This is a genomic window from Amycolatopsis sp. NBC_01488, assembly GCF_036227105.1.
Taxonomy (GTDB): Bacteria; Actinomycetota; Actinomycetes; order Mycobacteriales; family Pseudonocardiaceae; genus Amycolatopsis.
Window position 1 is genome coordinate 653,086 of the sequence record NZ_CP109434.1, and the last position, 12,809, is coordinate 665,894.

10 protein-coding genes are annotated in these 12,809 nt (G+C 71.5%); 4 read left to right on the forward strand and 6 right to left on the reverse strand.

Annotation, left to right across the window (positions count from 1 at the left end):
- The first annotated feature begins 68 nt into the window (after positions 1 to 68).
- The 3 genes from OG738_RS03130 to OG738_RS03140 all read left to right on the forward strand — a co-directional run bounded on the left by OG738_RS03130 (position 69) and on the right by OG738_RS03140 (position 5,765).
- Complete coding sequence (locus OG738_RS03130; RefSeq protein ID WP_329051046.1) at positions 69 to 3,002, forward strand: AfsR/SARP family transcriptional regulator; 2,934 nt, start codon at positions 69 to 71, stop codon at positions 3,000 to 3,002.
- A gap of 87 nt (positions 3,003 to 3,089) precedes the next feature.
- A complete protein-coding gene (locus OG738_RS03135; RefSeq protein ID WP_329051047.1) occupies positions 3,090 to 4,307 on the forward strand; it encodes a hypothetical protein in 1,218 nt (405 codons plus the stop codon).
- A 222-nt stretch (positions 4,308 to 4,529) separates the two neighbouring features.
- Complete coding sequence (locus OG738_RS03140; RefSeq protein ID WP_329051049.1) at positions 4,530 to 5,765, forward strand: glucuronyl hydrolase; 1,236 nt, start codon at positions 4,530 to 4,532, stop codon at positions 5,763 to 5,765.
- 36 nt (positions 5,766 to 5,801) lie between these two features.
- Here OG738_RS03140 and OG738_RS03145 read toward each other — a convergent pair whose 3' ends face one another.
- From OG738_RS03145 to OG738_RS03155, 3 genes are all read right to left on the reverse strand, one after another.
- Positions 5,802 to 6,257 (reverse strand): DUF4396 domain-containing protein, encoded by a 456-nt coding sequence (locus tag OG738_RS03145; RefSeq protein WP_329051051.1) that lies wholly within the window; start codon positions 6,255 to 6,257, stop codon positions 5,802 to 5,804.
- A 91-nt stretch (positions 6,258 to 6,348) separates the two neighbouring features.
- Positions 6,349 to 6,870 carry a DUF305 domain-containing protein gene (locus OG738_RS03150; RefSeq protein ID WP_329051052.1) on the reverse strand — a complete coding sequence of 174 codons (522 nt, stop codon included), beginning with the start codon at positions 6,868 to 6,870 and terminating at the stop codon, positions 6,349 to 6,351.
- A gap of 65 nt (positions 6,871 to 6,935) precedes the next feature.
- Entirely contained in the window at positions 6,936 to 7,568 is a 633-nt protein-coding gene (locus OG738_RS03155; RefSeq protein WP_329051054.1) for a hypothetical protein, read from the reverse strand.
- 180 nt (positions 7,569 to 7,748) lie between these two features.
- On the opposite strand from OG738_RS03155, the gene OG738_RS03160 reads away from it, so the two are divergent.
- Positions 7,749 to 8,765 (forward strand): autoinducer 2 ABC transporter substrate-binding protein, encoded by a 1,017-nt coding sequence (locus OG738_RS03160; RefSeq protein WP_329051055.1) that lies wholly within the window; start codon positions 7,749 to 7,751, stop codon positions 8,763 to 8,765.
- Here OG738_RS03160 and OG738_RS03165 read toward each other — a convergent pair.
- From OG738_RS03165 to OG738_RS03175, 3 genes are all read right to left on the reverse strand, one after another.
- Positions 8,762 to 10,330, reverse strand: coding sequence for an esterase-like activity of phytase family protein (locus OG738_RS03165; protein ID WP_329051057.1), 1,569 nt, complete (start codon positions 10,328 to 10,330; stop codon positions 8,762 to 8,764). The genes OG738_RS03160 and OG738_RS03165 overlap by 4 nt on opposite strands.
- A gap of 125 nt (positions 10,331 to 10,455) precedes the next feature.
- The gene (locus tag OG738_RS03170; protein ID WP_329051058.1) at positions 10,456 to 11,721 is read right to left on the reverse strand and encodes a DUF6923 family protein; all 1,266 of its coding nucleotides are present in this window, start codon (positions 11,719 to 11,721) and stop codon (positions 10,456 to 10,458) included.
- Positions 11,718 to 12,482: a bestrophin-like domain gene (locus OG738_RS03175; RefSeq protein WP_329051060.1), complete on the reverse strand. Its 765-nt coding sequence runs from the start codon at positions 12,480 to 12,482 to the stop codon at positions 11,718 to 11,720. The genes OG738_RS03170 and OG738_RS03175 overlap by 4 nt, the downstream gene beginning before the upstream one ends.
- Positions 12,483 to 12,809: the final 327 nt, after the last annotated feature.

Sequence of the window (12,809 nt, forward strand, 5' to 3'; positions counted from 1 at the left end):
CCCACGGCGTGCGCAGACACTCCGAATGGATCTAGCCCGTGGGGTCGAACGGGCCATAGCATCCGGCTATGGGGGAACTCATCGGGCAGGTTGAGGCCACCTCGCTTACCATCCGCGTCCTCGGTCCGCTGGAGGTCACCGCCGCCGGGCGGGTGATCGCGCTCGGCGGGCCGAAGCCCCGGCTGCTGCTGGCCGCGCTGGCGCTGCAGCCGAACGTCGTCGTGTCCGCGGACGTGCTGGTCGAGGTGCTGTGGCCGGAATCGGCGCCGCGGTCGGCCGCGGCGAACATCCGGACGTACGTCCATTCGCTCCGAAGACGGTTCGCCGAGATCGACCCCGACCTGGGCGAACGGATCAGCAGCCGGGCCTCCGGCTACCTGCTGACCGCGTCGCCGGAAGAACTGGACCACCTCGCCTTCACGGCGTTGGCCGGCGAAGCGCAGGAAGCGCTCGACGGCGCCGACGCGGAGAGCGCTCTCAAACTCCTCGACCGGGCGGACGCGCTGTGGCGCGGCGAAGTCCTCGAAGGACTCCCGCACGACCACAGCTGGGGTGCGACCGTCGCCCGGCTCACCGAACTGCGCCTGTCGGTGCAGGAACAGCGCCTGCGGGCGCGGATCGACCTCGGCCGGTGCGGCGAAGCCGTCGCCGAGCTGCGCGGGCTGGTCACCGAGCACCCGCTTCGGGAAGAGCTGTGGGCGCAGCTGATCGTCGCGTTGCGCGCCGCCGGCCGGACCGCGGACGCCGTCGAGGCGTACGAGTCCGCCGAGCGCGTCCTGCGGGAAGAGCTCGACGCCGAACCGGGCGCGCGGCTGCGCGAGCTGCGCGCGACGCTGGTGCTCGAAAGCGGGCCCGCCGTGCGCCCGGCGGACTTCGTCCCGGTCTGCCAGCTGCCGCTCGACCTGCCGGACTTCACCGGCCGCGACGACGTGATCCGCGAGGTCACCGGCCTGCTGCGCGAGCGCGCGGACTCGGGCACGCCCGCCGTCGTCGTGCTCTCCGGTGCCCCCGGCGTCGGGAAGTCGGCGGTCGCCGTCCGGGTCGCGCACGCGGTCCGCGGCGACTTCCCCGACGGCCAGCTGCACGTCGACCTGGCCGGCACGTCGTCGTCGCCGCGCGCGCCGATGGGCGTGCTCGCCGAACTGCTGCGCGCGCTCGGCATCCCGGACGCCGGCCTGCCGCGGGAGCCGGCCGAACGCTCGGCGCTGCTGCGCTCGCGGCTGGCCGGGCGGCGGATGTGCGTCGTGCTCGACGACGCCGGGAGCGCCGCCCAGGTGCGGCCGCTGCTGCCCGGTGCCGGCGCGTGCGCGGTGCTGGTGACGAGCCGCGTCCGGCTGCCCGGCCTGCCCGGGGCGAAGCCGGTGGACGTCGACCTGCTGCCGGAAGCCGAAGGCGCGCGGCTGCTGGAGGGCATCGTCGGCGCCGACCGGGTGGCCGCCGAACCGGAGAGCGCCGCGGCGATCCTGCGCCAGTGCGGGCACCTGCCGCTGGCGATCCGGGTGGCCGGCGCGAAGCTGACGAACCGGCCGGGCTGGACGCTGCGGCTGCTGGCCGACCGGCTGCGCGACGAGCACAAGCGGCTCGACGAGCTGCGCGTCGGCGACCTCGCCGTCCGCGCGAGCGTGACGCTGTCCTACGACCTGCTGCCGATGTCGGCGGCGACGGCGTTCCGCGGGCTCGGCCTGCTCGGGCCGGTGCAGTTCCCGGCGTGGGCGGTCGCGGCCGTGCTGGGCCGCCGCGACGCCGAAGACGTCCTCGACGTGCTCGTCGACGGCCACCTCGTCGAGCTGGTCGGCTCCGATTCGGCGGGACAGCCGCGTTACCGGCTTCACGACTTGTTGCGCGTGTACGCGGTGGAGCTGGCGGAGCAGAGTGACGCGGCGAAGACGCGCGCTGCCCTTCACCGGGTCCTTTCCGGCTACCTCGCGCTGGCGCTGGAAGCCGCGCGACGGATGCCGCTGCACTTCTTCGGCATGTACTACGACGACGAGCTGCCGCGTCCGGCGGTGCCCGCCGACGTGCTGCCCGACGACCCGGCGGCGTGGTTCGCGACCGAGCGGCACACGAGCGTCGCGGCGGTCTCGCTGGCCGCTTCGCACGGCTTCGACGACCTGGCGTGGCAGCTGGCGTCGGCGCTGACGCCGTACTTCGACCTGCGCGGGCACCAGGACGACTGGCACAGCACGCACACGATCGCGCTGGCCGCGGCTCGCCGCACCGGTTCGCTGCGCGCCGAAGCGATCGTGCAGCGCAACCTCGGCCAGTACCTGCTCTATCAAGATGAGTACGCCGGTTCGCGGGTGGCGTTCGCGGAGTCGAAGGCCCTGTTCGAGCGGATCGGCGACGCCCAGGGCGTGGCCATCGCGCTGACCGGGCTGGCCACGATCCTGCGCATCGACGGCGAAGACGACCTGGCGCTCGACCACTGCCACGAAGCGCTGAAGCTGTTCGCGGAGGAAGGCGACCCGAACGGTGAGGCGGTGGCCCGGCTGGGCGCGGGCGCGGTCTGGATGTCGCGCGGCTGCTACGCGGCGGCGAAGCGCTGGTTCACCGACGCCCTGGAGCTGTCGGCGGCGATCGGCGACCGCCACCGCGAGGCCCACGCGTTCAAGCGGCTGGGCCTGCTGTTCCAGCACCAGGGCAACCTGGCGGCGGCCCGCGAGCACGTCGACCGCGCGATCGCGATCTTCACCGACCTGGGCGACGACCACTGCGTGGGGTACGCGAACCAGAACCTCGGCGAGCTGTGCTTGCACAGCGGCGACTTCGCGCACGCCCAGCTGCTGCTGGTGAACTCCCTTTCGGTGCACCGCCGCAACGGCGACCGGCGGTCGGAGGCCGAGGTGTCGCAGCTGCTCGGTGAGCTGCACCGGGCGTTGGCCCAGCCGGAGCGGTCGCGGGACTATTCGGAGCGCGCGCTGGCGATCTGGCGCGAGCTTTCGTCGCGGCCGACGGAACCCGTGACCTCGATGGAGGAGCCGCCGCACATCGTTTCGGCCTGACGTCCGCTCTGCTTGTACGGATCATGTACGCCACCCGGTCAGTCTTTCGCCACGTTCGAGTGAACGAGTGCGAGAGGAGAACCGGGGATGATCCGGATCGAGAAAGCCGGCCGCGTGATCGCGGCGGTCCTGGCCGCCGGGGCGGTGACGGCGCTGGCCGGAGCCCCCGCCCAGGCCGCGACCACCACTGCCGCCTGGACCGCCGACGTGTCCACTGTGGACTACGACGACGTCAACGTCACCGGGGCCGGCGGAACGCTGACCCTGGCCGACGCCGCGTGGCACAGAACCGCGCAGGTGTTCGCGGGCAGTGAAGGCACCTTCATCACGACCGAGCACGCGCTGGGCGCCCCGGCGAACCGCGTCAGCGCGCAGCTGTCCGCCGACACCCCGAAGGGCACCGCGGTCGACGTCGAGGTCCGGGGCCGCACCGGGGTGAACGACTGGACCGAGTGGACGCCCGCCGGCACCGCGTTCAAGACCGCCGTCAGCTCCGTGCAGGCGCGGATCAGCCTGCACAGCGACACCGACGGCCTCCGCCCGGCCGTCAGGAGCCTCGGGCTCAGCGCCGACCGCGTCCCGCAGGTGAACGCGCTGGCCGCCACGGCCGCGCTGACCTACAAGGTCTACGCCACTCGCGAAGGTCTCGTCGGCGAAAAGACCGCCAACGGCCACATCATCGCCAGCCGCGACCACTTCGTCGCGCTGCCCTCCGGCCGCGGGCTGGCCCCCAAGGGCACCGGCGACTACAGCGTCCGCGTCTGCAAGACCGACAACAGCCGGTGCGAGTACGCGCCCGTGTGGGACGTCGGCCCGTGGAACACCAAGGACGACTACTGGAACCCGGCGTCGGTGCGCGCCGAGTACAAGGACCTCCCGCAGGGCCAGCCCGAGGCGTATGCCGCGTACCACAACGGCTACAACGGCGGTAAGGACGACCTCGGCTACAAGGTCGGCAACCCGGCGGGCATCGACCTCGGCGACGGCGTCTTCTACGACGGGCTCGCCATGTCCGACAACGGCAACGTGAACGTCACCTACCTGTGGACCGGCTCCGGCCCGACCGGCGTGGTGAGCACCGCGGGCGACCCGATGAACGTCCGGGCCACCGCCAGCACGACGGCCGCGGTCAAGGGGCTCGCGGCGAACTACGCCAAGGTGAACATCGAGTGCTACGTCGAGGGCGACACCGTCACCGGCAAGTTCGGCACCGGCAACATCTGGGACCGCATCGGCCCGGACAACTACGTGTCGGACACCTACCTGCAGACGGGCTCGGACTCCCCGGTCGCGCCGCACTGCTGAACCGCGGCTCGAGCGAGCCACGAGTTTCGCGTGGTTGACTGCCCTCACCCCCGCGGAAGAAGCGAAGGCCCGGCATTCCCCGCCGGGCCTTCGCCCTTTCCCGGTCACCGGAACATAAATTCACAACCGTGAACGACTATCCGTCGGGTGTACAAGCGCCAGTCCGTTGTGGAAAGCTTCCGGGCACCTGGAGCATTTCCCCACACGGAATGGCGGGCACCTGTGAGCGTTACCCGGAGAACCCTGCTGACCACCGCGGCCGGTGCCGCGGTGGCGGCGAGCGCCAGCACTTCGACGGCCGCTGCCGCGGCCACCCTCGATGCCTCCGACCAGGCATCGGTCACCCGGACGCTCCGCCAAGCGGCCGACTACGCGGTAGCCAAGCTCCGCGCGGTGGCCCCGGGTGTCACCGCGTTTCCGGTCGGCACGAAGTTCGAGAAATGGACCTATTCGCAGAATGGCGACTGGGTCGGCGGATTCTGGCCGGGGCAGTTGTGGCTGGCCTGGCTCCACAGCGGTGAAGAACAATTCAAGACGCTCGCGCTGGCGTCCGCGGAGAAACTCGCGCCGCGCCAGAACGACACGAGCACGCACGACCTCGGCTTCCTCTTCTACCCGTCGTGGGTGACCGCGTGGCGGCTCACCGGCGACGACAAGTGGCGGGCCGGCGCGATCCAGGCCGCGTCGTCGCTGATCAAGCGGTACAACCCGGCCGGGAGGTTCATCCGTGCCTGGGGCGCGCTCACCGACCCGAAGGACGCGGGCCGCGCCATCATGGACACGATCATGAACCTCGACCTGCTGGCGTTCGCGAGCAAGCAGACCGGCGACCCGCAGTACCTCGACATCGCCGTCGCGCACGCGAAGACCGCGCAGCGGAACTTCGTCCGCCCGGACGGCTCGACCCCGCACGTCTTCGACTTCGACCCCGTCACCGGCGCGCCGATCGGCCCGAACACGGTCCAGGGCTACAGCCCGGCGTCGTGCTGGTCGCGCGGGCAGTCGTGGGGCGTCTACGGCTTCACGACCATCTACCGGCGCACCGGCGACCAGGAGTTCCTGACCACGGCCCGGCGCCTGGCCGACTACGCGCTTTCGAAGCTGACGCCCGACCACGTGCCGGTGTGGGACTACCTGGCCCCGCAGGCGCCCGACGACGTCAAGGACGCCTCGGCCGGCGTGGTCATGGCGTGCGGCCTGCTCGATCTCGCCGAGCTCACGCACCGCCCGCAGTACCGCGACAGCGCCGTGCGGATCCTGTCGGCGGTTTCGCAGACGTGCTTGACGACGAAGTCCACCCGGGCGGAGGCGAGCGTGGCGCGCTGCACCCGCAACCGGCCGGCCGAGGACGGCATCGAGGTGTCGCTCCCCTACGCCGACTACTACCTGCTCGAGGGCATCCTGCGGGTGCTCGACCGGCGCAAGGTCGACCGCGCCGTGGACCTCTCCAGCGTCTGACCCGCGACCGGGGAGGCCGCCACCTCCCTGGCCGCGTCAGTGCTGGTGGTGGGCGTGCACCTTCGCGTGGCCGAGGCCGCGCCCGATCATCCACCGGTTCACCGGCACCGTGACCACGAACGCGATGGCCAGCGAAAGCACCAGCGACAGCCAGAAGAGGAAGCTGGTCAAGCCGGCGTTCATCGCCCCCGGGATCGCCACGACGACCGTGTTGTCGATCACCTCCATGACGGCGATCGACACGGTGTCCGCGGCCAGCGCGACCTTGAACGCCGCCGCCGGGCTCAGCCCCGACTTCAGCACGCCCCGCATGGTCAGGCCGTAGCCGAAGACGAACGCGAGGACGATCGACAGGACGACGGTGGCCGCGTTGTGCAGGCCGAACGCCGTACCGAGGACCATCCCGAGCACCTCACCGATCGCGCATCCGGTCAGGCAGTGCAGGGTCGCCTGGATCGCTGTCGCCCACGAAACTCCGTGCTGTTCGTTCATGCCGATGACTATACCCCCTGGGGGTATTTATTGCGGCTGTCTTCCGCGCCACAGCGTGGTCCCCGGCGATCGCACCGGGGACCACGCCGGTTCAGGCGGCGAGGAGGGCGGTCATCCGGTCCACCTCGGCCTGCTGGGTGTCGACGATCCGCTGGGCCATCGCCTTGGCGTCGGTGTTCGCACCCTGGGACAGCTCGGTGCGAGCCATGTCGATCGCGCCGCGGTGGTGCTCGACCATCAGCGTCAGCCACTTCCGGTCGTAGGCGGCGTCGCGGAGGGTGTCGAGGTCACCGGTGTCGACCATGCCGTGGTGCATGCCCGCCATGTCCGGCGCACCCCACTGCTTCAGCCAGGTCGTGAGCTGGTCGATCTCCGGCTGCTGGGCCTTCGCGATCCCGCCGGACAGGGCGAGCACCTGCGGGTTCTTCGTGTGCTGCGGCGCGGGCACCGACATTTCGACGGCCTGCCGGTGGTGCGGCACCATCTGCTGCGCGAAGGTGACGTCGGCTTCGTTGTGGTCGGCTTTGTTCTGATCGGCTTCGGTCGAGCAGGCGCTCAGGGCGAGCGCGGTGACGGCGGGCAGCACGAAGGCCGCCAGGAACTTCCTGGACATGGTTCTTCCTCACTGGAGTTCTTGCGGATGAGTTCTTGTGGATGGGCGCGGCGGAACCGCGCCGATCAGATCCGCAGAACGCAGTGAGCGACGAGCAGAAGACGCCCGGCAGGCGCCGACGGCGGCGGCCGCGCGGCTCGCCGGAGGATGGGGCGCCGAAGCGGGCCGGGGCTCGCAGTCGTGCGGAACGCGAGCAGGGCGGCGGCTGCCAGCAGGATCATCGCGGCGAGGATGGCCAGGCAGAGGTGGAGCGGATCGTGGCCGCCGCCGTGGTCCGGCGCGGGAGAAGTGACGTGACCGGCTGCCGCAAGCGACCCGGCGGCCGCAGGTGCCGCGCCTTGCGCTGCTTCCGCGCGCAGCCCGACCGCCGCCGCGGACGCCTCGCCTCGCACCGCTTCCGCAAGCGGCCCGGCGGCCGCGGATGCCTCACCTTGCGGCACTTCCGCGCGTAGCCCGGCGACCGCGGATGCCTCGCCTCGCACCGCTTCCGCAAGCGACCTGGCCGCCGCGAGCGCCTCGCTCTGCGGCACTTCCGCGCGCGCCCCACCTTGCGCGGGTGCCGCGCCACCGTCGAGTTCCGCTGCCATCGAGGCCATTTCGACCGGTCCGGGCCCGGCGGGCGCGTGGTGCATCGCCACCACGGCGAGCGCCAGTGCGCACAGCAGGAGCCAGCGGGCGGGCACGGAACAGCGGGTCATCGTCGCCCAGCGTAGCCGACCGCGCCAACCAGGCGCAGCGCCGCCAGAAATCCACGAGGTAGAACTCACTTCCGTAACCCTTTGCGCACATCCCGTTGACCACAGTTACGCGGGGCCCTACCTTCCCCCTTGGTCTCCACCGCGCGCAGACCGTTCGAAAGTCCTGAGGAATGGGTGGGGATGCGAGGGCCGACAAAGACGTTCCGGCTGGTCGCGGCGCTGCTGCTGGGCGGGGCGCTCGCGCTCGGAGGCTGCTCGGACGAGCTGGCCAACGCCCCCGCGCCGGCGCCGACGCGGATCGCGTTCGTGCCCAAGGTCGCCGACATCCCGTACTTCCAGGCGATGAACACCGGGGGCCTCGAAGCGGCGAAGCAGCTGGGCGTGCAGTGGTCCACGATCGGCCCGAAGACCGTCGACCCCGCCGCGCAGGTGACCATCCTGCGTCAGCTCATCGCGCAGAAGGTCGACGTCATCGTGGTCGCGCCGAACGACCCGGCCGCGCTCGCACCGGTGATCGCCGAGGCGCGCGCGAAGGGCATCCACGTGCTCACGTCGGACACCGACGCGCCGGGCACGCAGCGCGAGGCGTTCGTCAACCAGGCCAGCGCCGAGGGCATCGGCATGGCGCTCACCGACGCGCTGATGCAACGGACCGGCGGCGGCGGCAAGTACGCGATCGTCTCGTGCGGCCCGGCCGCGGCGAACCTCAACACGTGGATCTCGATCCAGAAGGCGTACACGGCTTCGCACTACCCGAAGGCCCAGGTCGTCGAGACCGTGTACGCGGGCGAAGACCAGGACAACGCGACGAACCTGGCCAAGGAGCTGATGGCCCGCCACCCGGACCTCACCGGCATGGTCGGCGAGTGCACGACGTCCGCGCCCGGGGTCGCGAACGCCGTGCGCGAGGAGCAGAAGATCGGCCAGGTGTTCACCGTCGGCGTCGGGACGCCGCAGTCGATCAAGCCGTTCCTGCTCGACGGCTCGTGCTCCGAGTCGGTGCTGTGGAACGTCGAGTCGCTGGGCTGGCTGACCGCGTGGACGGCGAAGCAGGTCGCCGACGGCAAGCCGCTCCAGGCGGTCAACAAGGTGAGCCTGGAGTTGCCGGCGGTGAAGTACGACACGGCGTCGAAGACCGTCCTGCTGGGCGATCCGCTGCTCATCACCGCCGACAACGTCGACCAGTTCAAGTACTAACGGACGTCGATCGTCACCGTCGCGGTGCTGGTCGCCGCCGGGAGTTTGGTCGTGTCGACCGCGAGGTACTCGCCGTCGTCCTGGCGGCCGTCCGGCAGCGTCTTCGGGTGCAGCGCGTACGGCGGCGCCGCGTTGGTGATGCCGTCGACGCCGAAGTCGTTGTCGTTGTCGTTGCTGAGCACGACGGTCCGGCCGCCGTCGGTCGTCGCGACACCCTCGACCTTGTCGTGCCCGAAGAAACCGCCGCTCGGGTCCAGGCCGGTGACGAGCGCGCCGACGTCGAGGAACAGCTTCTTGCGCACCGGCGTGATTCCGGCGGCGGCGAGGTCCTTCGTCGCGTCGGCCGTGGTGTCCTTGCCGACGTAGGCGTCGATGCTCTTGCCTCCGACGAGCACGCCGCCCTTGCCGGCGTCGTAGCCCGCGGCCTGCGGCCCGACGTCGGTGGCGCCGGTCAGGTCGATCTCGAACAGCTTCTTGTCGGCGCCCGGCTCCGGCTTGCCGTCGCGTTCGTCGACGAGGAAGCGCGTCGCCGACAGGGCGGTGATCTCGCTGACCGCGGTGCTCGTCGTGGCGGGGTCGTCGAGCAGGTAGAGGTACTCGTGGGTGGCGCGGGTGCGCAGGTCGACGGTGACGATCCGCAGCGTGGTGACGTTGCCGGGCTTCTTCGTCAGGTCCGGCTGCTGCAGCGCCGACTGCATGGCGCCGACGAGCGTCCGGCCGTCCGGCGTCAGCGCGAGGCCTTCCATGCCCTTGTTCGGCACGCGGTACTTCAGCTCGGCGGGCAGCGAGCCGTCGAACGGGGAGAGGCGCTCGATCGCGCGGCCGTCCCGGCCGAAGTGGGTGATGAAGGGGCCGTACTCGTCGGACACCCAGAAGGTGCCGTCCTTCGGCGCGACCAGACCTTCGGAGTCGTAGCCGTTCGCCGACTCCGGCAGGACGTTCCCGTTCAGGTCGACGATCTTCTCGCCGGTGTCGGCGAGCGGGCTGACCTGGCCGTTGTAGGGCGTGCCGTCCGCGGCGCGCAACGGGATGACCTGCTCCAGCACGGCTTTCCCGTCGCGGAGCCGGAACTTCCCGATCGCGGGGGTGAACTGCGGCAGTGGTTCGATCTTGCCGCCGTCCGGCGCGCCGACGTTGGGGCCGCGGTCGGTGAGGCCGTAGAACTCGTCCTTCCGGCCGGGCACGGGGGTGAGCGCCGAGCCGTACGCGCCGCCCGTGATCCGGACGCCGCCGATGGTGGCGAGCGGCGGGAGGTGGGTCGGGTAGAGCTTCACCGCGTCGGAAACGGTGTAGGTGAAGGAATCCCGGCCGGTGAAGCCGGGCTCGGGGGTGTAGCGGAGGGTGCCGTCGGCGGCGATGTCGACACTCCCGTGCGCGGCCGCGGTGTGCCGGACGACGGCGGTGCCGCGGTCGTTGCCGAGCACGTCGGCGGTCAGGGTCCGCCCGGCCCTGGTCCGCAGGTGGTCGTCGTGGGCCCGCGGCCCGTGGTCGTGCGCTTCCGCCGGACCGGCGGCCAGCGGAAGGGCCAGCACCCCGGCGACCAGGGCGATTGTTACCCGCTTCATCCCGTTCTCCTCCTCCGGCGCGTGAACCGCGCCGGAGGAGGAGTCTTCGTGACCGAAGTGGACATCGGCCGGCTTCGAGACGACCAGGGCGTTAACGGTGCGGCCGGCCAGTCTGCCGCGGCTGGTCAGCGGTGCCGGCGGGCGTGGGCCGCTGCCGCGCCGCCGCCCAGGACCAGGATCAGCGCCGTCAAGCCCCAGCGGCGTTGCTTCTGGATTCTCGTCGCCGTGTCCTGGACCACCGGCTTCGGCTTCTCCGTCGGCTGCGCGTGCCGCTTCGACGGCGGCGGGGCCGGGGGCGGCGGCTCCGCCCTCGGCGCCGGTGCGACCACCGGGGCCGGAGCCGGGGTGGGCGTCGGAGTCGGCGTCGCGGCCACCGGCTGCTCCACCGGTGGTGACTGCGACGGCGGCGGAGGCTCCGGCGTCGTCGAAGCAGGCGTGGGAGTCGGTGGAGGAGAACGAGGTTCAGGTGATTCCGCGATGGCCGTCGGCGGAGGTGTAGGCGGAGGTGGAGCGGCTTCCGTCAAGCACCCGGCCGCGTCTCCGCTCACCAGCGCCGGGCCGGTCGAGACCTCGACCGCCGGGCCCGAGCCGTCCCGGGGCAGCCGGTACGTCACGCTCCGGCGCCCGTCGCGGTTGGCCGTCGCGTAGATCGACCCCGGCCCCAGCACCACCGATCCGTACGCACCCCCGCGGGGGAACCGCAGCCCCGGCACCACCTCGACCTGCCCCGTCGCCGGGTCCAGGGTCACCACCGAGCTGTCGCCGCGCGAAGTCGTCGAGACCCCGTACAGCAGGCCGGACGACGAGTCGTACGCGAAGTCGTCCACGCCCACCGCGAGCGACACCGGGCGCAACGCCGTCCGGTGCACCACTCGGGCGTAGTCCGAAGAGGACAGATCCACGTCCACTGTGTACAGATCACTGTCCTGCCTTACGTACCAGCGGTTCCCGTCGATCGCGCCCGCCGTCGCGCCGGTCACCTGGCTCCACACCGGACTCGCCGCACCCGCCCGGCCGACCACGCCGAGGTCCGTCACCGTCCCCGACGCGTCGATCCGCACCGCGTGCGAACCGTGGTCGTACCGCCCGCGCCGCGTCCCGTCGGCGATGCCGTAGACCACGTCCTGCGCGGCCGAGTAGCCCATCGCGTTGATCCAGTACCCCGCCTGGGTCAGGCGTTTCGTCGTCCCGTCGGGCAGGGACAGCAGCCGCAGCGTCGTCGGCGCGCCGTCGCGTTCGTTCTCCGCCTGGAGGATTGTGCAGCCGTCCGGGTACTGGGCCGCCGGGCGTCGCGACGACGCGGGCGCGAGCCAGCCGGTCGCCGCCAGCAACGCCGACACCGCCGCGGCCACGCCGAGCATCGCCGCCCAACGGGCCTTCGTGCCGGTCAAGCCAGCCTGTCCAGCGCTCCGGTGAACGCCTCCGCCGGGATCTTCGCACCGCCGCTGAACGGGTTCTGCAGCTGGTAGATCGCGAACAGCAGCAACGTGATCGTGCCCGCGAGCGTGGACACGATGATGATGTGCGCGGCCAGCCGCGTGCCGCCGAACAGGTTCGGCAGCAGGATCGCGGTGATCAGGCTGCCGAGGATCAGCGCGAACCAGACGACCGCCCCGACCCCGCCACCGGCGGCGTTGTTCAGCCGTTGCGTGCGGGCCTGGTAGACCGCCCAGAGCTGGTTGCTCGCCTCGGTCTTGCGGTCGATCTGCCAGTCGCCGTCGACGTCGGCGGCCGCGACGGCCTGGCGCATCTGGTCCAGCTGCGTCCAGCCCGTGGCCGGGATTTCCCCGCCGTCGCCCAGCCGCGGCCACTCCTGCTGCTCGACGGTCTGCGCGTACGCGACGGCGAGCTGGTGCACGCGGTCCTTCGTCTCGGCGGGCAGCGCGTCGGCCGCCCAGGTCGCCGCGACCAGGCTGTCGGCCTCGGTCTGCGCGTCCTGGCTCGCGCCGCCGACCGAGTCGAACAGCGAGATCAGCACGAACGCGACCAGCACCGCGTGCAGCCCGCCCACGATGGTGAACACCTGGCCCGCGGCGTCGTTGTTGTCGGGCCGCCCCTCGTCCCAGCCGAACCGGCGGACCAGGTACGCGATCACGCCTCCGACGAGCGCCGCGCCGGCCACCCACAGACCGCCGGCCACGAAGATGTTCATCCACGTCCTTTCTCGCAGGCGGATCGACCGCCGGGTCGCTCAAGTTAGCCACCCATTTCCCCACGGACAACCGAGCATTGTTCGATTCATCCGAGTGGCCTCACCCAGGCCGCGACGATAGCCGGTTCGGCGCAGTTCCCCGGCGCCGGGGTGGCCGGTGCCGCTCCCCACCGCGACGACGGATTCCCCTTATGGACAGGGATCTTCCCGACCGGGTGACGACCATGAGCGGCGGGTGATGACCGGCGGACGTCCCGGTGCAGAAAGTGCCCGAAATGGCCGAAAGGCAACCAGGTGATTATCGCGCGGACCCGATCGTGTCATTGT